The following is a 19,923-nucleotide window of genomic DNA, read 5'->3' as shown; positions in this document are numbered from 1 at the left end:
ACAGGCAACCGCCAGCACAAAAGCAAATGGCCGCAGCATCCGCTGCGGCCATCAACCCATCAACTCACGAACTAAAAAACCAGCCGTCTCAAGCTCTCAAAGCAGCGCACCGAAAACAAACACGCCGCCCCAAAAACCCTCAAACAATATTCATCGCCAACGCACTCTCGCGATAATGCTGGCTCGCCTTCTCCGTATCGCCGAGCTGTTCATGCAAACGCGCCAACGCGCGATGCGAGCGAATCTTCAGCGTCTCGTTGTCCGCGAGTTTCAGCGCGCGTTCGAGGAACGATTGCGCCTTGCCCCACAGTTGCTGATGCAGGCACAAGCGGCCCAGCGCGAACATCAGGTCCGCATCTTCCGGACGATCCTTCTGCCACGCTTCGGCCTTCTGAATCAGCGGCAACGCGTCGCCGCCCGCCGTATCCGGATAGCGGCGCAGCAAACGTGCGTCCCAGTTTTGCGCCAGCGCTTCCTCGACGATCTTGCGCGCTTCCTGCGGACGGTTCAGCGCCACCAGCAACTCGGCGGCGAGATCCGCGAGACGCGGCGAATGGCGTTCCGTGGCCGACAGCGAATTCCACAACTCCAGCAGCGCGTCGGCATTGTGGCGCCGGTCACGCAACAGGTTTTCCGCCGCGATCTGACGCAAGCGCACCGCCACGGCCGGATGAATCGCTTCGCGTTTTTCCAGCGTCTTAACGAGCTTGAGCACCTCGCCCCAGTTCTTCAACTGCTGTTGCGCGCGCAACGTGATCTGCTGCGCGTGAATCCGCCGCGCGCCCTGCGACTGCATTTCGGTCAGCGCGGTCAGCGCGCCGTCCGCGTCGCGGCCATCCGCGCGCATGTCGGCGGTGGCCATCAGGCGAGCGTCCTGCCAGTCGGCTTCGTTGATCTGCGCGAGCCATTCGTCGCGCCGCGCATATTCATGCATGCGATGCGCGGCGGTGGCCGCGATCAAACCGGCTGCGCCCTTGTTGTCGCCATTCGCAAGCGCGTCTTTGGCCGCCTTTTCAGCGCGCGAAAAACGCCCCGCATACAGGTTGCCGATCGCATCACGCAGCGCGGCATGCGCTTTCGCGACCCGCGAACGCGCGCGATACGCGGCCACGCGTTGCGGCATGCGCCAGATATTGCGGAAGATGCGCAACAGCGCATACAGCAGGATGAACAGCACGACCAGTCCGACCAGGAACAGATTCAACGACATGTCCACGCGGTACGGCGGATAGATCAGCAGCACCTGCCCCATATCGAAGCGTCCCACCACCGCCAGCACCACGGCAATCGCGAACAGCAATGCAAGCCATAGAAGTCCCCGGATCGCCATGATTAACCTCGGCTCCGGTATTGATTGACGGCCTGCAAACTGTTGCTCAGATTCGGCAGTTCAACCGCGGTCGAGCCCGCCTGCACCTGCTTGACGAGATCGCTCACGGTCTGGGTTTTCTTCGACGAATTGTCGAAGTAGCGCGTCAGCGCATTCTGCGCCGCCAGCAGGTCGGACTTCAGCGTGGTCTCGTTGCGCGAGAGCAAGGCAAGACGCGCGGACAGCAAGCGCAGCTTGAGATTTTCGCGCACGAAATAGCCCTGATCGGGCGTGACCAGCATCGCGTCGGCATTGTCGATACGGCGCACCTGCACGAGGCTCGTCAACTGCTGGCCGATGCCGGTGCTTACCTCGCGCCACCACACCTTCCAGCGCGGCTCGCCGGTGGCCGCGGCCACCTTAGCCGTATCGGCCCACGTTGCGGCTTGCGGCGTGGCATGGGGGATCGGTGCTTCGCCGGAGAGCGGCAGGTCGTCCACGTGATCGATCGCGTTGTCGAGCTTGATGGCCAGACCCGTGAGGTCGGTGGACGGCGCGGCCTTCAGCTTGTCGATGTCCTGCGCGATGGCCTTGCGCACGGCGACCGCTTGCGGGCTGTCCGACGCGGCGAGGCGCGTGTCGGCGCTTTGCAGCGCGAACAGCGCGAGCTGCGTGTTGCCGGTGAGCTGCAACTGCTGGCTCGCGGCGGAGAGCATCTGGCCGACTTCGGCGAGCGTCCAGTCGTCGCGATTGCGCGCGAGATCCGCGTACTGTTGTTGCAGCGCTTGCTGCGCGCTTTGCGCATCGGCAAGCTTGCCTTCCAGTTGCGCGACCTGCGAGTCCGATTGATGCACGGTGGCGAGCGCCTGGTCCGTCTTGATGCGCAGCTCGTTGGTCTGCGTGTCGTTGGCCTGCTGGCGCTGCACGAGTTGCTGCTCGGTGCGCTCCACCTTGCGATTGAGCGCATAGCCGCCCACGCCCGCGGCGCAAGCAATGATCACGACGACAAACCACAGCAGCGGTCCGCTCGCGCTAGAACGCTTTTGCGCTTCGTAGGGCGTGAAGGGTGGATTCGGCGGCAACGCAGTGGTCGCGGCAGGCTGGGGTGAAGCGTTCGTGGATGCGTTCGTTTCAGTCATGCGTGATTTAGCCGGTGAATGAGCCGGGTTGGACGGTACCGGTTGAACTACGGTCGGGACGGCGGCAAGCAGGGTGCGGACAATGCGCTCATCGCCCGCGCCGGACACCGTAATGCTATCAAAACCCAATGCCCGCGCGGTCTGCGCGATTCGCGGATGCGGCGTGACGAGCGTGGCGCGTTTGAGCTGCACGATTTCGTCGACGGTGAGGTGGTCTTGCGCCAGTTCGTGCAGATTGCGCACGCCTTCGGAACTGGTGAGCAGCCACGCATGCGGCTCGCCCGCGAGCAGTTCGTGCACGCGCGCCCAGCCGCCTATCGACGGTTCCGGCACGAGGCGTCGGTACGCCGCGACGGTCTCGACTTCGGCGCCGGCTTCACGCAGACGCTCGGCGAGCCATTCGCGGCCGCCGTCGCCGCGCACGATCAGCACGCGTTTGCCTTCCAGGTTCGTCGCGCCGAGCGCCATGTCGATCGCCGCGAAGAGGCCTTCGGAATCGAAACGCGCGGCTTCTTCATCCGCGCCGGAGGGCGGGCTGATCACGTTGTACGCCGGCGCGCTCACGCCGTGGCGCGCCAGCGCCTGCACGCTGCCGGGACCGACAACGCCAATCGGCAGCGCATGCGGCCAGATCGTGTCGCTGTGGGCGAAGGCGTGATCGACGGCATTCGGCGACACGAACACGACGAGCGCATAGCGTTCGAGCGAACTCAGCGCCGCGCGCAAGGGGGCGTCGTCCGTGACGGGTGCGACGTCGATCAATGGAAAGTCGAGCGTGGCGAGGCCCACTTCGGCGAGCCGTGCGATCAGTTCGTTCGACTGACCGGCCGGTCGTGTAATCACGACCGTGAACGCCGCCTTGTCGACGGCTGGGGATGCGTTGCCGGGAGTATCGGCCGCCATCACTCGCCGGTCACCGCGCTGTCCGCCGCAGCGGCGCCGCCGGCGGTGCCGAGTGCGCGAACGATGTCCATCGCGCCTTGCTGCGCGAGCGCGTCCGCGACTTCCTGGCCGAGCGCGAGCGCATGCTCGACGGTGGGCGCGGGCGCCGACGCGTGCGCGCTCAACACGCGCTGGCCGTCCGGCGTCGCGACGATGCCGCGCAGATGCAGCGCGCCGTCGTGCCAGGTGGCATACGCGGCGAGCGGCACTTCGCAACTGCCGCCGAGCGCGCGCGAGACCATGCGCTCCGCTTCGACGGCAGCCGCCGTATGTTCGTGATGCAGCGGCGCGAGCCATGCCGCGAGGTCCGCACGGTCGGCGCGAATCTCGATGCCGAGCGCGCCCTGCCCCGCTGCGGGCAAGCTGTCTTCGGGATCGAGCAACGCGCGGATGCGCTCGCCAAGACCCAGACGCTTCAAACCAGCCGCCGCCAGAATGATCGCCGCGTAATCGCCGCGATCGAGTTTGGCGAGGCGCGTGTCCAGATTGCCGCGCAAAGGCCGCACTTCGAGATGCGGATAGCGCATGCGCAGCATGGCTTCGCGCCGCAGGCTGGAAGTGCCGACCACGGCGCCTTCGGGCAACGCGGCAAGCGAGTCGTATGTATTGGAGACCAGCGCATCGCGCGGATCTTCGCGCTCCATGATGGTGGACAACGCGAAGCCCTCGGGCAATGCCATCGGCACGTCCTTGAGCGAATGCACGGCGAGGTCGGCGCGGCCGTCGGCTAAAGCGGCTTCCAGTTCCTTGACGAAGAGGCCCTTACCACCAACCTTCGACAAAGTGCGATCGAGAATTTGATCGCCACGTGTCGTCATTCCGAGGATTTTTACGTCACAAGATGGATATAATTTGTGCAGCGCACATCGCACATGCTCCGCTTGCCACATGGCCAGGCGGCTCTCTCGCGACGCAATCACAAGCGTGTGGGGTGGCGTGGAAAACGTCTCGGTGTTCATTAGCTTGCTGATCGAATGACGGGATGTAATAACAATCAATGTTAGCACGCGCTCTCGCGTCTCAAGACGCAGTGGAGCGCCGTGCTGAAGCGGTATCGATGGAGGAGACGGGCTTCGCGCGGCGCGCGCCGGCCCAGACCCCGCCTGTTCAAGCACGGTCGTTCGCGCACCGTGCTCCGGCATGCGGGATGATGCAATGCGGCGCAACGTGCCGCAAGCGCTTCACATGCGCGTCGTGCAAACGCTCGGCAGCATGAAGGCGCGCAGTTCCTCTCAGGCGTATCGCCATCGGCGCAGACCGCTTCTTGCAGTTCACTTGCTGTTCACGTTGCAGTTCATAGTGCAGTTCCGCAGTAGCAGTTCATCACTCAACAGACCCTGGCTTCCCTGAGGAAACCCATCGTGACGTCTTCCGGACCGGCGCGCCCTGCCCGCCGCAACACTGCATCGCCCAACGCTCGAGCGGCCGACGCCGCCGCGGCGCCCACCGCTTCTGCCGCCGCTTCTGCTGCCGCCGCCAGTCAGCCCGCACCGGCCAAACGCGCCGGCAAAGCCGCGCAGGCTGCCAACGCCGCCAAAGCCGGCAAGCCCGCCAAAACGTCCACGCCCGTCAAGACGGACAAGGCTGTGAAGGCAGTCAAAACGGATAAGGCGGCGGACAAGACAGCGCAGCCGGCATCCAAGGCCCCGGCGCAGAAATCGGCCAAGGCCGGCTCCACGAAGGTCAAGATCGTCGCCGCACAGAAGACCGAGAAGGCCGAGAAAGCCGCGCAAGCGCCCACGCTGCAAGCCGTGACGGAGCAGACCGCCGCGCCCGCGCCGAAAGGCAATGGCCGCACGCGCGAGGACAAGGACCATCCGCTGTTCCAGGACATCCGTTATCTGGGACGCCTGCTCGGCGACGTGCTGCGCGAGCAGGAAGGCGACGCGGTGTTCGACGTCGTCGAAACGATCCGTCAGACGGCCGTGCGCTTTCGCCGCGAAGACGACAGCGCCGCCGCGCAGACGCTCGACAAGAAGCTGCGCTCGCTGAGCCCGGAACAGACGGTCAGCGTGGTGCGCGCCTTCAGCTATTTCTCGCATCTCGCGAACATTGCCGAAGACCGCCACCGCAATCGCCGTCACCGGATTCACGAGCTGGCCGGCTCGACCTCGCAGCCGGGCACGATCGCCCATTCGCTCGAGCGCCTCGTCGAAGCGGGCGCGGCCGCCACGCCGGTCCTGCAAGAGTTCTTCAACAACGCGCTGATCGTGCCGGTGCTCACCGCGCACCCGACCGAAGTGCAGCGCAAGAGCATTCTCGACGCGCAGCACGACGTCGCGCGCCTGCTCGCCGAACGCGACCAGCAACTGACCGACCGCGAACGCGCGCACAACGAAGCGATGCTGCGCGCCCGCGTCACGTCGCTGTGGCAAACGCGCATGCTGCGCGATTCGCGTCTCTCCGTGGCCGACGAAATCGAAAACGCGCTGTCGTACTACCGCGCCACGTTCCTCGAAGAAATCCCGGCGCTCTACGCCGATATCGAAGAAGCGCTCGCCGAGCACGGCCTCGAAGCGCGCCTGCCGCCGTTCTTCCAGATGGGCAGCTGGATCGGCGGCGACCGCGACGGCAATCCGAACGTCACGGCCGAAACGCTCGAAAACGCGATCACCCGCCAGGCCGCGGTGATCTTCGAGCACTACATGGAACAGGTGCACAAGCTCGGCGCCGAGTTGTCGGTGTCGAACCTGCTGGCCGGCGCCAGCGACGCCCTGAAAGAACTCGCGGAAATCTCGCCCGACCAGTCGCCGCATCGCACGGACGAGCCGTATCGCCGCGCGTTGATCGGCATGTACACGCGCCTCGCGGCAAGCGCGCGCGTGCGTCTCGGCGAAGGCAGCGTGCCGGTGCGCAGCGCGGGCCGCGGCGCGGCGCCGATTCGCGCCAAGCCCTACGCCGACTCCTCCGAATTCGTGCGCGACCTGCACGTGCTGATCGATTCGCTCGCCGAGCATCACGGCGCACCGCTCGCCGCACCGCGTCTGTCGCCGCTCGCGCGCGCCGCCGAAGTGTTCGGCTTCCATCTGGCGAGCATCGACTTGCGTCAGAGCTCCGACGTTCACGAAGCGGTGATTACCGAGCTGCTGCGTCGCGCGGGCGTCGAAGAAAACTATGCGGGGCTCTCCGAAGCGGACAAGCTCACCGTGCTGCTCTCGGAACTGGCGCAGCCGCGTCCGTTGCGTCTGCCGTTCGCGGAGTACTCGGACCTCGTGAAGAGCGAGCTCGGCGTGCTCGAAGAAGCCCGCCGCACGCGCGAGAAATTCGGCGCGCGCGCGGTGCGCAACTACATCATTTCGCACACGGAGACGGTGAGCGATCTGGTGGAAGTGATGCTGCTGCAAAAGGAAACCGGCCTGCTGCGCGGTTGCCTCGGCAATGCGAACGATCCGGCTCAGGCGGCCCTGATGGTGATCCCGCTGTTCGAGACAATCCCCGACTTGCGTAACGCGCCGCACATCATGCGCGATCTGATCGCGCTGCCGGGCGTGGACGCGCTGATCGAACATCAGGGCAACGAGCAGGAAGTGATGCTCGGTTACTCGGACAGCAACAAGGACGGCGGCTTCCTCACGTCGAACTGGGAGTTGTACCGCGCCGAACTCGCGCTGGTGTCGCTCTTCAACGAACGCGGCGTGACGCTGCGCCTGTTCCATGGACGCGGAGGCACCGTCGGCCGTGGAGGCGGCCCGACCTATCAGGCGATTCTGTCGCAGCCGCCGGGCACTGTTGACGGCCAGATCCGTTTGACCGAGCAAGGCGAAGTGATCGCCAGCAAGTTCGGCAACCCGGAGATCGGCCGCCGCAATCTGGAGACGGTGGTCGCCGCGACGCTCGAAGCGTCGTTGCTGCCGCACGGCATCGCGCCGGCCCAACTGCCTGCATTCGAAGAGACGATGCAGCAGTTGTCCGATACGGCAATGGCCTCGTATCGCGCGCTGGTCTATGAAACGCCCGGCTTCAAGGAGTATTTCTTCGAGTCGACGCCGATCGCGGAGATTGCCGAATTGAATATCGGCAGCCGTCCCGCTTCGCGCAAACTGCAGGATCCGAAGCAACGCAAGATCGAAGATCTGCGCGCGATTCCGTGGGGTTTCTCGTGGGGCCAATGCCGTTTGCTGCTGACCGGCTGGTACGGATTCGGCAGCGCGGTGGCCGCGTATCTGGACGGCGCGCCGAGCGACGCCGAACGCACGCGCCGTCTCTCGCTGCTGCGAAAAATGCACAAGACGTGGCCGTTCTTCTCGACTCTGCTGTCGAACATGGACATGGTGCTGGCGAAGACCGACCTCGCGGTCGCCTCGCGCTATGCCGCGCTCGTGTCCGACAAGAAGCTGCGCAAGCACGTGTTCGAGCGGATCGTCGCGGAATGGGAGCGTACGTCGAAGGTATTGTCGGAGATCACGGGCAAGAGCGAACGGCTTGCGGAGAATCCGCTGCTCGCGCGTTCGATCAAGAACCGCTTCCCGTATCTCGATCCGCTGAATCACTTGCAGGTTGAGTTGCTCAAGCGTCACCGCGGGGGCGACACCAACGCCCGCGTGCGGCGCGGGATTCATTTGAGCATCAACGGGATTGCGGCGGGCTTGCGTAATACGGGCTAAGCGCGCAGGCCGCTAAGGGCAGGCAACTGAGTGCACACATTGGGGCGCGCCTGATTGACTGCCACTTGGGGCTAACTGCAGAAGCCGGGCGCGACGAATAACGTCGCGCCCGGCTTTTTTCATTGCGCCTCGATCATCAACGCGTCGAGCTTGAACGAGCCGTCTTCCTGCACGTCGAAATATTGACGGACTTCATCCGGTGCGGACGCCCACATCGAGCGAATCGCCACCACACGCGGCTCCGGCGTGCGCATGCGCGCCACCCACGAACTGAACTCGATATCGATGCGCCAACGTTCGCGAATCGATGCTTGAAGACCCGCCGCGGCGAATAACGCGAGCCATTCGTCGGCACGGTAATCGCGAATATGCGACGCATCGCGCAGCAACTCGATCGCCTGAATATGCGTGTCGAGCAGCGGATGATCGCTGCCGGCGATATCGATAAACAGCACCTTGCCGCCCGGCTTCAGCACGCGCCGCACTTCGGCGAGCGCGAGCGGCACGTCGTGCCAGTGATGCGCGCTCATCCGGCTGATCACCCAGTCGAACGAATGATCGGCGAACGGCAGCACCTCGGCCGCGCCCTGCTGCGTGCGGATGTTGTCGAGGCCGCGCTCTTTCGCGGCGCCCTCCACCGTCGCCAGCATTGGCGGCGCGATGTCGTACGCGACCACCGCTTTCGCGTGCGGCGCCACCGCGAAACTCGCGTGGCCCGCGCCGCACCCCATGTCGAGCACCGTCGCATCCGGCGTCGCCGCGATCGCTTCGGCCAGCGTCCGCAGATCGGCGCCGGTGGCATGGGTCGGGCTCGTCAGATAAGCGGCGGCGGTCGAGCCGAAGGCGTCGGCGACCTGATCGTGATGCTTCATGGAAGGCTCCGGTTAGGGGTGTCGGGTAGCGCTGGCAGGCGTCGTGCCGTTCCAGCCGCTACATCGCTACAATAGAGCCCGCCGTGTACCAGTACAAGTTAAGCAATTATTCTGGTATCTCTATTACCTCCCTGCGCTTCGCCGGCCCAACACCAACCGCCCGCTCAGAATGACCACGCCGTCTTCCGCCGACCACCCGCCGCCACTCGACGCCACGCCGGCCCGCGCGCTCGGCGACTTCATCCGCGCGCACCGTGAGCGGCTTTCGCCGCAAGCGGTCGGCCTGCCGCCCGGTCCGCGCCGCCGCACGCCCGGACTGCGGCGCGAGGAAGTCGCGCAACTGTGCGGCGTGAGTCCCACCTGGTACACGTGGATCGAACAGGGGCGCCCGGTTTCCGCTTCCGCCGAGGCGCTCGCGCGCATCGCGGTGGCCTTGCAACTGTCGCGCGCGGAGCGGGCCTATCTGTTCGAACTGGCCGCCCAGCGCGACCCGGCAGAGCCCGATCCGGCCGCCGCCGACGCCCCCGCCACCCTGCTGGAAACCGTGCAACTCGTGAACGCGCCGGCCTACGTGCTCGACCGTCAGTGGAATGCGCTTGCGTGGAATGCGCGCGCCGCCGACCTGTTCGTGGGCTGGCTGGATGGCGCGCACGACCGCAATCTGCTGCGCTACACGTTCACCGAACCGGCCGCGCGCGAGCTGATCGTCGATTGGGAAACGCGTGCGCGGCGGCTCGCCGCAGAATTTCGCGCCGACTCGATCCGCCATCTGAACGACGCGCCCACGCGCGGGCTGATCGACTCGCTCACTGCGGCGAGCGACGCGTTCGCGCGCTTCTGGGCCTCGCAGGACGTGGGCGGCCGCGAAGGCGGACGGCGCGAGTTCAACCATCCGCGCGAAGGCCGCATCGTGTACGACCAGATCACGTTCAAGCCGGCGCATCGGGAGGATTTGAAGCTCGTGGTGCTGGTGCGTGAGTAGGCGATGAACTGGCTTGACGCCCCGCCGGTGTTAAAATCCCTGTCTTTCTCCGCTTAGGCGGCTGCTTCGCACGGTACGTGCATGCGCGCCGTCAGCCTCCTCACCGCTCGCTCAACTGCCGCTTAACTGCCCAACACCATGACGTCCCAACTGCACAAAAAAGGCGAAGCCTGGTCGGCTCGCTTCTCGGAGCCGATGTCGGAGCTCGTCAAACGCTACACGTCGTCGGTTTTCTTCGACAAGCGTCTGGCGCTCGTCGATATCGAAGGGTCGCTCGCGCACGCCTCGATGCTGGCCGAGCAGAAGATCATCGCCGCCGACGACCTCGCCGCGATCCAACGCGGCATGGCGCAGATCAAGGGCGAAATCGAGCGAGGCGAGTTCGAGTGGCAACTCGATCTGGAAGACGTGCACCTGAACATCGAAGCACGCCTGACCGCGCTGATCGGCGACGCCGGCAAGCGTCTGCACACCGGCCGCTCGCGTAACGACCAGGTCGCGACGGATATCCGCCTGTGGCTGCGCGGCGAGATCGACCGGATCGGCGGCCTGCTGACCGAATTGCGCACGGCCCTGCTCGACATGGCGGAGAAGAACGCGTCGACCATCATGCCGGGCTTCACGCACCTGCAAGTGGCGCAGCCGGTCACGTTCGGCCACCACCTGCTCGCTTACGTCGAAATGTTTTCGCGCGACGCCGAGCGCATGATCGACTGCCGCAAGCGCGTGAACCGTCTGCCGCTCGGCGCGGCTGCGCTCGCCGGCACCAGCTATCCGATCGACCGTCACGCGGTGGCGAAGACGCTGGGCTTCGACGGCATCTGCGCGAACTCGTTGGACGCGGTGTCCGACCGCGACTTCGCGATCGAATTCACGGCGGCGTCGGCGCTCGTCATGACGCACATCTCGCGCTTCTCCGAGGAGCTCGTGCTGTGGATGAGCCCGCGCGTCGGCTTCATCGATCTGGCCGACCGCTTCTGCACCGGTTCGTCGATCATGCCGCAGAAGAAGAACCCGGACGTGCCCGAACTCGCGCGCGGCAAGACCGGCCGTGTGAACGGCCATCTGATCGCGCTGCTCACGCTGATGAAAGGCCAGCCGCTCGCGTACAACAAGGACAATCAGGAAGACAAGGAGCCGCTGTTCGATACCGTCGATACGGTTGCGGATACGCTGCGCATCTTCGCTGAAATGGTCGCCGGTATTTCGGTGAAGCCGCAAGCCATGCGCGACGCTGCGCTGCAAGGCTTCTCGACGGCAACCGATCTGGCCGACTATCTGGTCAAGCGCGGCCTGCCGTTCCGCGACGCCCACGAAGCGGTGGCGCTCGCCGTGCGTGTGTGCGCGGATCGCGGCTGCGACCTGGCGGATCTGACGCTTGAGGAAATGCGTAAGGAGTTGCCGAACGTCGCGCATCTGATCGGTGAAGACGTGTTCTCGTATCTGACGCTGGAAGGGTCGGTGGCGAGCCGCAATCATCCGGGTGGCACGGCGCCGGAGCAGGTGCTCGCAGCGGTGAAGGCGGCGCGTGAAGCGTTGAAGTAAGGGAGGCGCGCGGCATGCGGTGAGCCGGCGACAATGTGCTCATTGCTTGCCGCGCACCTTCTTGCGTAGGGCTTGCGGCTTGCAAACAGAAAGGCGAACTCGTTATCGGGTTCGCCTTTTGTTTTTCCGCTGCGCAAAAAGAAAAAGCCCGCGCGAAGCGGGCTAAATGAAAGACTTCCACCGATGCCTCTCGAAAGAGGCCATCGAAGTGTAGGCGTGTTTTCGCCGCGCACCAATCCGCTCATATTTCAGGCTATTACAGGGGCTCGGCCACGAACACCGGGCGAACGCCAATTGCTTCCTGGCGTATTTTGACTACCATCAAGTTAGACCCTGCCCCATGTTTTCTCCAACGACGATGCTCACCCGCACACGTCACCTTCGCCGCCTCACTGCACGCCGTGCTTCAGACTTCAGCGCCTGGCAGGCGCCTATGCGCGGCATGCTGTTCGCCGCAGCGCTGGGCATCGCGCTGGCCGGCTGCACTATCACGCCGCCACCTCACCCGGTCGTCTCGACGCCCGCGGCCGTCAACAGCGCGACGCTGGACCAGTATCGCGATGCGGTGGCAAGACGCATCATTGAACGCAATCCGTCTTATGTGCTGCGCGGCACGCCGCAAGCCATGCTGCGCTCGCTCGTCGTGGTCTCGTTCACGGTGGACCGCAACGGTCACGTAGTGCAGTCGTCGGTGTACCGCACCAATGGCGACGACGAAGCCGAGAGCACCGCGCTCGCCACCTTGCGCCGCGCCGCGCCGCTGCCGCAACCGCCCGGCAAATTGCTGAACGGCCGCGGCCAGCTCGAGCTTTTCGAAGACTGGCTATTCAACGACGACGGCAAATTCCAGCTCCGCGAGCTCGCTTCGCCGCAAGCGCTAACTATCGATTGAACGCGCTTAAAATCCCGCAACGCACGCGGCCAAACCGCAGCCGCCTTGCTGCGCCGCCGCCGCGCTCGCTATAATTTTCCGATTCCCTGCGCCGGAGCCTTCCGGCACGGCTCACGCCGCCCGCTCACCCGCCGGCGCGGCAAGAGTCCGATCGCAGCGGCCGCCCGCGCCATCCGCGAGCGCCGCCTGCTCGATGAACGACGCGCGCCGCCCCTGATCCCACATAGTCGGTGCGTCGCGCCGCACCGGCCGCCTCGGCTTGCTGGCCGCCCGCATCCCGCCTGGTTATTCCCCTGGTGGGGCCGCGTTCGCGGGCAGACTTCGCCGGTTGCCGTTGTAAGCTGTCGCTTAGTCGCCCGCACGCCACGTGACCGCCCACCGGCCGCGCGAGAAGCGAGGCGCGAACCCAAACAAAGATGCCGCCCCTCACGCGCACCGCCCGCTCACGCACCGGGGCGCTTTACGGCATCACGACACATGGAGACCCTGCATGTCCACTTCGCCGATTTCCGCGGCCCAGCCCAACGCGGCCGGGCAGAACAAGAGTTCGCGGATCATCTTCGCGAGCTTTATCGGCACCGCGATCGAGTTCTACGATTTCTACGTCTATGCGACCGCCGCGGCGCTCGTCATCGGACCGGTGTTTTTCCCGCATGGCTCGGCGACGGCTCAGGCCTTGTCGGCCTTCGTCACGTTCGGCATTGCCTTCGTGGCGCGGCCGATCGGCTCGTTCCTGTTCGGTCACTTCGGGGACCGCATCGGCCGTAAGTCGACGCTCGTCGCTTCGCTGCTAGTCATGGGCGTGTCCACCACGCTGATCGGCTTCGTGCCGGGCTACGATTCGATCGGCAGCCTCGCGCCGATCCTGTTGTGCATCTTGCGTTTCGGCCAGGGCATCGGCCTGGGCGGCGAATGGGGCGGCGCGGCGCTGCTCGCCACCGAGAACGCCCCGGCCGGCAAACGCGGCTGGTTCGGCATGTTCCCGCAGCTCGGGCCGTCGATCGGCTTTCTGGCATCCAACGGCCTGTTCTTCGCGTTGGCGCTTTCGTTGAGCGACGAGCAGTTCCGCAGCTGGGGCTGGCGCGTGCCATTCCTCGTGAGCGCCGTGCTGGTCGCGCTCGGCCTGTACGTGCGGCTGAAAATCGCCGAGACCCCGGCATTCCAGGCGGCGATTGAGCGCCAGGAACGCGTCAAGGTGCCGATCGCCACACTGCTGTCGCAACACTGGGTGCCGACTCTGCTCGGCGCGCTGGCGATGGTGGTCTGCTACACGCTGTTCTACAACGCCACCACGTTCTCGCTGTCGTACGGCGTCTCCGTGCTGCACATTCCGCGTCCGACGTTCCTTGGCCTGCTGTGCATCGCCGTGGTGTTCATGGCGCTCGCCACGCCGCTGTCGGCCTGGGCCGCCGACCGCTATGGACGCAAGCCGGTGCTGATCGTCGGCATCATCGCAGCGATCCTGTCGGGCTTCACGATGGCGCCGCTGCTCGGCAGCGGACAGACGTCGCTCGTGCTGCTGTTCCTCGTCATCGAACTGTTCCTGATGGGCGTGACCTTCGCGCCGATGGGCGCGCTGCTGCCGGAGCTGTTCCCGACCAACGTGCGCTATACCGGCGCGGGCGTGTCGTACAACCTCGGCGGGATTCTCGGCGCGTCCGTGGCGCCGTATATCGCGCAAATGCTCGCCGCGCGCGGCGGGCTGCCGTGGGTCGGCGCATATGTGTCGATCGCAGCGGCGGTCAGCATGATCGGCGTGCTGTGCATGCGTGAAACGCGCGATACACGCTTGATGTAACGACAAGCGCCGCCTTGGCGCCCGCTTCTCCCCGCGATGCTGCTGCAGAGTGCAATTCTCGCGCTGCTGCGGCGGCATCCACCGCCTCCGCTTCACACCCGCCGCTTGCCGAGCATTCCTGAGTAAATTCCCTGCCTTGCGCGTCTTTTTGACATGCCTATACTCGACTCAAATAACCCTATGGCGAGCAGGGAGGCACGCATGAATATTCATCTTCACAACGCGGACATCGTGATGATCATTGCGCTGGCGCTGCTAGGTTCATTGTTGCTTGCATTGCGCTTTCGTCCTGCGACATGGAAGGGCATTGTCGTCGAAGCGTTGGCGGCGAATGCCGCGGCCATCGCCGCGGTCGTCGCGTATGAAATGCTGCTGGCCTGACAAGCGCTGAGGGCCGCAGCCCTCAGCAGGAAACCTTATCGGTAGTAGTAGCCGCCGTGATGGTAGTAGCCACCACCACCGCCGTAGTAGCCGGGTGCGGGTGCGACGATGCAGCCACCGAGTGCCGTTGCGAGCAGCGTGCCTGCGATCAGGCTCAAGACTAAACGTTTCATTTTGTTCTCCATCGAGTCAGATTCATTCGAGCCGAAACCCCGAATGACTCGATTGGACACGACGGCGCCTCGCGCAAGCGTTGCCATTTGTAAGGGAAGATCACGAAGGTGTTACATGATCGTCGCCTGCAACACTCTGCGTTCCGTGTGGGCTCGAGACGAATTCACATCAGAGGAAAACACCGCCTATACTGGTTTGAATGTGTCGGGGCGGCGCGGGCCTTGCTGGCAGCGCATACGCAGTGCAAACTGCAAACGCGACCCGGCTTGTGGCGAAACGAATGCACAGCGGTAACGCCTTCGCACGACGCGCGAATTAGCTGCGTAGGCAAGTAGGCACCCAACGAAAAGCGACACATTTAACAGGCGTGTAATGCGCGGCGCCTGTTGCGACGATTCCTCTCCGCCCGTTGTTCCCCGACGCGGGCGTTTTTTGGAGGCGTTACGAGGCAGCGCTCATTGGTTTGGGCACTGTACGTCACGCCTCTTTTCTTTTCGAGCAAACGATTGCGTGAGAAAGACCGCGCACGCTGCGCTCAGGCAGCGGTCGAGCCGTGTTGCACGGCCACGTCATGCGGCTCGGTATGCACGTAGTCGATCGCTTCGAGCGCGTCGCTGATGGACGGCACTGACTTGCCGTCGCCGATCGAAATGGAGCGGAACGGCGATTCGATGCCGTAGTGCGCCGGCGGGGTCGCCACGAAGATCATCACCGTGCGCTTCTGCAGCGCATGCGCGAGATGCACGAAGCCGGTGTCGGTGCCGATCACGAGGGCGCACGCGTCGATCATCTGCGCGATTTCGGTGACGCTCATTTTCGGCAACACGGTCGCGCCCGGCAATTGCGACGCGATCTGCTCCGCTTCGAGCCGCTCGCCTTCCGAACCCCACGGCAACACCAGTTGAAAACCGCGTTGCGTCAACTCGCGGCCGATTGCAACCCAGTGGCCCACGGGCCACTTCTTGTCGTCTTTCGACGTGGCGTGAAAGAACGCCGCGACCGGCTTACCGGTCGATGCGAACGGCAGCTTCCCTGCCTCCGGCAAACGCAGCTTGAACACCGCCGGCCCTTCTATCTGATAGCCGAGCGCCTCGCCCGCGTTGATCCGCATGCCATGCCACGCGTTGCACTTCGGACGCCGGCCGAAGCGCCCGGTATAAGCGAACGCGGCGCCGCGCTCTCCCAGGTCCGGTGCCTGATAGCCGATGCGCCGCGACGAGCGTGCCAGAAACGCGATGATCGCGCTCTTGTACACGCCCTGAATGTCGATGATGAAATCGTAGCGATACGCGCGCAATTCGGCGATGGACGCCCAGATCGATTTGAAATCGGCCCAACGGCGCGCTTTCTTGAAGCGGCGCAACGGCGCGCACAGCACGCGGTCCACGTTCTCGCTCCAGTGCACCACTTCGGCGAATGCTTCGTCGGCGGCCCAATCCACCTGAACGCCGGGAAACGCGCGTTTGATATCGGCAACGACGGGCAGAGCCTGCACGATATCGCCGAGTGAAGTGACCTTGACGATAAGGACGCGCTTCATTGAAGACCTGTGAGTTGTTCGAACATCAAGACATTTTAGCCGACGGAAGGGACAACCTTTACCGAACCGCGCAGCGCGGACGTCGGTCATTAATACGGAGGCTTACGTCGGAGCCATACACGCAGCCTTTTACACCATTTCAAAATACTTTCACACCGATTTATGGGCCTCGCGCGCCTTATACTGGCCCCTTTGCGCCAGCACTCGCCCATGTCCGTGCCACTTCCGCTTCGCTCGTCCAACATCGTTCGCCGTGCACGGCGACTCTGGCGCCAATACGGCGTCTTCTGGCTCGGCGCGATCGCGGTCGGCCTCGTCGCCGTGCTGTATGCAAGGTTGATCGACTGGGGTTACGGGGAATTCCGCTTGCTTCAACACGAGCATGTGTGGGCGCCCCTGATCGTCACGCCCGCTGTCGGCGCGCTGGCCGTCTGGCTCACACGCAAATTTTTCCGCGGTGCCGAAGGCAGCGGCATTCCGCAGGTCATCGCCATCCTTCACTCGAAACCCGGCGAATACGGCGCGCGGCTGCTGTCGTTTCCGATTCTGTTCGGCAAGATCGCCGTGTCGTTTCTGGCAATTCTCGGCGGCTTCACGATTGGCCGCGAAGGTCCGACCGTGCAGGTCGGAGCCGCGCTGATGTTCAATCTGCGGCGGCTCTATCCGCGCTCGAATGCGTTGATCGAACGGCAACTGGTGCTGGCCGGCGCGGCAGCGGGCTTGTCCGCCGCGTTCAACACGCCGCTCGCCGGGATCGTCTTCGCGATCGAGGAATTGACGCGCAGTTTCGAGGCCCGCACGAGTGGCGTGCTGATTACCGCGATCATCATCGCCGGCGTGATCGCGCTCGGACTGAACGGCAATTACACCTATTTCGGCACCATTCAGATCGGCGCGCACTTCCCCGATCTGATGGCGCTTGCCGTGCTGCTCACGGCGGTCGTCACCGGCCTCGCGGGAGGCGCGTTCGGCTGGCTGCTGCTGAACACCGCGCGCTGGATTCCGGCGCCGCTGCGTCAGTTGCATGGTGAGCGGCCGGTTGCGTTCGCCGCGCTGTGCGGGTTGGTCATCGCGGCCATCGGTCTGATGTCGGGCGGCACGACTTTCGGCAGCGGTTACGCGGAAGCGCGCGGCTTGCTCGACGGGCACACGCAGTTGTCGGTGTTCTATCCGTTCATGAAGATGATCTCGATGGTCAGCTCATACCTGCCGGGCATTCCGGGCGGCATTTTCGCGCCGTCGCTGTCGATCGGCGCGGGCTTCGGCAATCTGCTGCACGGGGTGTTCGGCTCGATGGATTTACCCATGCTGATCGCGCTCGGCATGGTCGGCTATCTGGCCGCCGTCACGCAATCGCCGATCACCTCGTTCGTGATCGTGATGGAGATGATCAACGGCCATGCGCTGGTGATCTCGCTGATGGCCACTGCGCTGATTTCGAGCCGCGTGTCGCGGGTGTTCGCGCCGCCGTTGTATGAGTCGCTGGCGGCGCGTTATATGGCGCCGCTGCCGCAGCCGGCGCCCGTATCGGTGCCGGAAGTGCCTGAAGTCGGAACGCCTGAAGTGGAAGCGCCGGAAGCCGAAGCACCCGAAGTCAGCGCACCCGAAGGCGAAGCGCCCCAAGCCAATTCGCCCGAAGTCGCAGCACTCGGAGCCGAAGCACCCGAAGCCCTTGCGCCCGGCTCGAGCAACGCGGAAGTCGACGAAGACGCTCGCGCCGAAGGCAAGGGCAACACCGCACCGCGTCAGTAGACAACAACACCCGGCGCGTGCACATACAACGGCCGGCCCGGCACGACGACACAGCCGGCCAGCATGACCGCCAGAACGGCGATCAGAAGCAGATTCTTTTTCATCACAAGGGTTTCCTGAAGCGCGCGGGCTGCCGCTACGCCGAGTGCGTACACGGCGCCTGCGTCGTCGAGATGGAAGGAGTGGCGCGCGGCATCTGACGTGCCGCGACGCGCATGGTTCAAGCCCGTGGCGTTATGCCCAGTGGCCTTCGACCCAGTGGTAGTTAGGACCGTGCGCGACCCAGTGGCCCGGCACCCAGTGATAGCCGACGCGCTCGGCTTGCCAGTGGCCGCCAATCCACACATAGCGGCCATGATCCCAGCGCCAATGGCCGTGATCCCACACATAGCCGACGCGCGGCGCCGGCGCCGCTTCGTAGCGCACCGGCGGCGGCGCGGACGGCGCGATCACGACGACTTCCGCGGCCGATGCCGAGGCCACGGAGGCCGCGCCGGCAGCGATCAACACGGTGTTGGCGAGCAGCAAACGAAAGGTCTTGTTCATGTTGTCCCTCTGTAGGTGAACACCGAAAGCGGCGTTACCGGTTTAATGCGCGAGGGGACGCAGCGGCTGACCGTAGGCGTGTAACGCCGTACGCTGAAGTGCAACGGATTATTTCGACGCACGGCAAACGCGCGCGCCAAAGCAGCCAACGCAGCCGACGCACTTGCATGCGAATCCAATGACCGAGGCAGCCGGAACAACGAAGAGGAACAGCGTAGCGGCGCGAGCCGGCGCGCTCGCGCGCCACCGCGCGTTACGTCATCCAGACGCAACGCAACGAAGCGCGCGGCGCGTCACATGAAACCGGCTGCGGGAAGAGACAGGCCTTGAACAATCAGGCCTGCGGTATTTCGATCTTGACCTCGAGCACTTCGAGATCGTCCTGGCGTTCGAGGCTCACGCGAATATCGTCATTGGAAATCTTCACGTACTTCGAGATTACGGCCACCAGTTCGCGTTGCAACGCAGGCAGGTAATCGGCAGGCGCATGGCCGCCGGCGCGCTCATGCGCGATGATCAACTGCAGGCGTTCCTTCGCTACCGACGCGGACTTCTTCTTCTCGCCCAGCAAAAACGAAAGAATCGACATTACGTGCGCTCCCCTTACTTGGTGCCGAAGAGGCGCTGCAGCAGCCCGGGCTTCTGGTAGTCGGTAAAGCGAAGCGATTTCTGCTCGCCGAGGAAACGCGACACGACGTCTTTATAGGCTTCGGCCACGTCGGTGCCGTCCAGGTGCACCGCCGGCAAGCCCTGGTTCGATGCGTGCAGCACCGCTTCCGATTCCGGAATCACGCCGATCAGGTCGATGCGCAGAATTTCCTGGATGTCGGTGAGCGACAGCATTTCGCCTTCGCTGACGCGCTTCGGGTTATAGCGGGTGATCAGCAGGTGTTCCTTGATCGGCTCCTTGCCTTCGATCGCGCGCTTGGTCTTCGACGACAGAATGCCGAGAATGCGGTCCGAGTCGCGCACCGACGACACTTCCGGATTCGTCACGATCAACGCTTCGTCGGCGAAATGCATGGCGAGCAGCGCGCCCGATTCGATACCGGCCGGCGAATCGCAAACAATGAATTCGAAGTCCATCGCGATCAGGTCGTTGATGACCTTCTCGACGCCTTCCATGGTCAGCGCGTCCTTGTCACGCGTCTGCGAGGCCGGCAGGATAAAGAGGTTTTCGCACTTCTTGTCCTTGATGAGCGCCTGGTTCAGGTTCGCTTCACCCTGGATCACGTTGATCAGGTCATACACCACGCGGCGTTCACAACCCATGATGAGGTCGAGGTTACGCAGGCCGACGTCGAAGTCGATCACGGCGGTTTTGCTGCCGCGCAGAGCGAGGGCTGATGCAAAACTCGCGCTCGTGGTCGTCTTGCCCACGCCACCCTTGCCCGAAGTCACCACAATGATTTTTGCCATTACCCTTACCTTGTGTTCGTCAAATTCA

17 protein-coding genes are annotated in these 19,923 nt (G+C 64.4%); 7 read left to right on the top strand and 10 right to left on the bottom strand.

The features are described from left to right. Positions 1-139 precede the first annotated feature (139 nt). The 3 genes from AC57B1_RS13475 to hemC are packed head-to-tail and all read right to left on the bottom strand — an operon-like array spanning position 140 to position 4,349. Positions 140-1,330: a heme biosynthesis protein HemY gene (locus AC57B1_RS13475; RefSeq protein WP_496417719.1), complete on the bottom strand. Its 1,191-nt coding sequence runs from the start codon at positions 1,328-1,330 to the stop codon at positions 140-142. 2 nt (positions 1,331-1,332) lie between these two features. Next, positions 1,333-3,351 carry a fused uroporphyrinogen-III synthase HemD/membrane protein HemX gene (gene hemDX / locus AC57B1_RS13470; protein ID WP_496417718.1) on the bottom strand — a complete coding sequence of 673 codons (2,019 nt, stop codon included), beginning with the start codon at positions 3,349-3,351 and terminating at the stop codon, positions 1,333-1,335. After that, on the bottom strand, positions 3,351-4,349 hold the full coding sequence (gene hemC / locus AC57B1_RS13465; protein WP_091796279.1) for a hydroxymethylbilane synthase: 999 nt from the start codon (positions 4,347-4,349) through the stop codon (positions 3,351-3,353). The genes hemDX and hemC overlap by 1 nt, the downstream gene beginning before the upstream one ends. Before the next feature lie 402 nt (positions 4,350-4,751). Between hemC and ppc the strand changes: the two genes are divergently transcribed. Next, on the top strand, positions 4,752-7,994 hold the full coding sequence (gene ppc, locus AC57B1_RS13460) for a phosphoenolpyruvate carboxylase (RefSeq protein ID WP_496417717.1): 3,243 nt from the start codon (positions 4,752-4,754) through the stop codon (positions 7,992-7,994). Positions 7,995-8,113: 119 nt separating this feature from the next. Here the strand turns inward: ppc and AC57B1_RS13455 are convergent, their stop codons facing one another. After that, the gene (locus tag AC57B1_RS13455; RefSeq protein ID WP_408187219.1) at positions 8,114-8,866 is read right to left on the bottom strand and encodes a class I SAM-dependent methyltransferase; all 753 of its coding nucleotides are present in this window, start codon (positions 8,864-8,866) and stop codon (positions 8,114-8,116) included. 169 nt (positions 8,867-9,035) lie between these two features. Here AC57B1_RS13455 and AC57B1_RS13450 point away from each other — a divergent pair, with 169 nt between their 5' ends. The 5 genes from AC57B1_RS13450 to AC57B1_RS13430 all read left to right on the top strand — a co-directional run bounded on the left by AC57B1_RS13450 (position 9,036) and on the right by AC57B1_RS13430 (position 14,464). After that, positions 9,036-9,848: a helix-turn-helix transcriptional regulator gene (locus tag AC57B1_RS13450; protein WP_091796285.1), complete on the top strand. Its 813-nt coding sequence runs from the start codon at positions 9,036-9,038 to the stop codon at positions 9,846-9,848. 138 nt (positions 9,849-9,986) lie between these two features. Next, positions 9,987-11,393, top strand: a complete 1,407-nt coding sequence (argH, locus tag AC57B1_RS13445) for an argininosuccinate lyase (RefSeq protein WP_496417716.1) — start codon at positions 9,987-9,989, stop codon at positions 11,391-11,393. Positions 11,394-11,826: 433 nt separating this feature from the next. Beyond that, positions 11,827-12,285, top strand: coding sequence for an energy transducer TonB family protein (locus AC57B1_RS13440; protein ID WP_408344939.1), 459 nt, complete (start codon positions 11,827-11,829; stop codon positions 12,283-12,285). Positions 12,286-12,775: 490 nt separating this feature from the next. Beyond that, positions 12,776-14,083 carry an MFS transporter gene (locus AC57B1_RS13435; protein WP_091796293.1) on the top strand — a complete coding sequence of 436 codons (1,308 nt, stop codon included), beginning with the start codon at positions 12,776-12,778 and terminating at the stop codon, positions 14,081-14,083. Positions 14,084-14,284: 201 nt separating this feature from the next. Beyond that, the gene (locus tag AC57B1_RS13430; RefSeq protein WP_496417715.1) at positions 14,285-14,464 is read left to right on the top strand and encodes a hypothetical protein; all 180 of its coding nucleotides are present in this window, start codon (positions 14,285-14,287) and stop codon (positions 14,462-14,464) included. A gap of 35 nt (positions 14,465-14,499) precedes the next feature. On the opposite strand, the gene AC57B1_RS13425 is transcribed toward AC57B1_RS13430, so the two are convergent. Beyond that, on the bottom strand, positions 14,500-14,637 hold the full coding sequence (locus AC57B1_RS13425) for a hypothetical protein (RefSeq protein WP_177205004.1): 138 nt from the start codon (positions 14,635-14,637) through the stop codon (positions 14,500-14,502). 536 nt (positions 14,638-15,173) lie between these two features. Beyond that, positions 15,174-16,178: a lipopolysaccharide heptosyltransferase I gene (gene waaC, locus AC57B1_RS13420; RefSeq protein WP_408344936.1), complete on the bottom strand. Its 1,005-nt coding sequence runs from the start codon at positions 16,176-16,178 to the stop codon at positions 15,174-15,176. A 210-nt stretch (positions 16,179-16,388) separates the two neighbouring features. Here waaC and AC57B1_RS13415 point away from each other — a divergent pair, with 210 nt between their 5' ends. Beyond that, complete coding sequence (locus AC57B1_RS13415; protein WP_496417714.1) at positions 16,389-17,930, top strand: chloride channel protein; 1,542 nt, start codon at positions 16,389-16,391, stop codon at positions 17,928-17,930. Here the strand turns inward: AC57B1_RS13415 and AC57B1_RS13410 are convergent. The 4 genes from AC57B1_RS13410 to minD form a co-directional block, all read right to left on the bottom strand. Continuing rightward, positions 17,924-18,154 (bottom strand): hypothetical protein, encoded by a 231-nt coding sequence (locus AC57B1_RS13410; protein ID WP_496417713.1) that lies wholly within the window; start codon positions 18,152-18,154, stop codon positions 17,924-17,926. The genes AC57B1_RS13415 and AC57B1_RS13410 overlap by 7 nt on opposite strands. Positions 18,155-18,164: 10 nt before the next feature. Then, the gene (locus tag AC57B1_RS13405; protein WP_496417712.1) at positions 18,165-18,476 is read right to left on the bottom strand and encodes a YXWGXW repeat-containing protein; all 312 of its coding nucleotides are present in this window, start codon (positions 18,474-18,476) and stop codon (positions 18,165-18,167) included. A gap of 334 nt (positions 18,477-18,810) precedes the next feature. Continuing rightward, complete coding sequence (gene minE, locus AC57B1_RS13400) at positions 18,811-19,065, bottom strand: cell division topological specificity factor MinE (RefSeq protein ID WP_091796304.1); 255 nt, start codon at positions 19,063-19,065, stop codon at positions 18,811-18,813. Between the two features lie 14 nt (positions 19,066-19,079). Then, positions 19,080-19,895, bottom strand: a complete 816-nt coding sequence (gene minD, locus AC57B1_RS13395) for a septum site-determining protein MinD (protein WP_006048490.1) — start codon at positions 19,893-19,895, stop codon at positions 19,080-19,082. Between the last annotated feature and the right edge of the window lie 28 nt (positions 19,896-19,923).

Source organism: Paraburkholderia sp. BGA-UO-ETr-F21, assembly GCF_059567925.1.
This window is presented reverse-complemented; position numbering and strand designations above follow the sequence as displayed.

Bases quoted from the DNA above. Each gene is read 5' to 3' on its own strand.
- AC57B1_RS13475 (WP_496417719.1), bottom strand. From the start codon at position 1,330: ATGGCGATCCGGGGACTTCTATGGCTTGCATTGCTGTTCGCGATTGCC.
- hemDX (WP_496417718.1), bottom strand. From the start codon at position 3,351: ATGGCGGCCGATACTCCCGGCAACGCATCCCCAGCCGTCGACAAGGCG.
- hemC (WP_091796279.1), bottom strand. From the start codon at position 4,349: ATGAACACCGAGACGTTTTCCACGCCACCCCACACGCTTGTGATTGCG.
- AC57B1_RS13455 (WP_408187219.1), bottom strand. From the start codon at position 8,866: ATGAAGCATCACGATCAGGTCGCCGACGCCTTCGGCTCGACCGCCGCC.
- AC57B1_RS13450 (WP_091796285.1), top strand. From the start codon at position 9,036: ATGACCACGCCGTCTTCCGCCGACCACCCGCCGCCACTCGACGCCACG.
- argH (WP_496417716.1), top strand. From the start codon at position 9,987: ATGACGTCCCAACTGCACAAAAAAGGCGAAGCCTGGTCGGCTCGCTTC.
- AC57B1_RS13440 (WP_408344939.1), top strand. From the start codon at position 11,827: ATGCGCGGCATGCTGTTCGCCGCAGCGCTGGGCATCGCGCTGGCCGGC.
- AC57B1_RS13435 (WP_091796293.1), top strand. From the start codon at position 12,776: ATGTCCACTTCGCCGATTTCCGCGGCCCAGCCCAACGCGGCCGGGCAG.
- AC57B1_RS13430 (WP_496417715.1), top strand. From the start codon at position 14,285: ATGAATATTCATCTTCACAACGCGGACATCGTGATGATCATTGCGCTG.
- AC57B1_RS13425 (WP_177205004.1), bottom strand. From the start codon at position 14,637: ATGAAACGTTTAGTCTTGAGCCTGATCGCAGGCACGCTGCTCGCAACG.
- waaC (WP_408344936.1), bottom strand. From the start codon at position 16,178: ATGAAGCGCGTCCTTATCGTCAAGGTCACTTCACTCGGCGATATCGTG.
- AC57B1_RS13415 (WP_496417714.1), top strand. From the start codon at position 16,389: ATGTCCGTGCCACTTCCGCTTCGCTCGTCCAACATCGTTCGCCGTGCA.
- AC57B1_RS13405 (WP_496417712.1), bottom strand. From the start codon at position 18,476: ATGAACAAGACCTTTCGTTTGCTGCTCGCCAACACCGTGTTGATCGCT.
- minE (WP_091796304.1), bottom strand. From the start codon at position 19,065: ATGTCGATTCTTTCGTTTTTGCTGGGCGAGAAGAAGAAGTCCGCGTCG.
- minD (WP_006048490.1), bottom strand. From the start codon at position 19,895: ATGGCAAAAATCATTGTGGTGACTTCGGGCAAGGGTGGCGTGGGCAAG.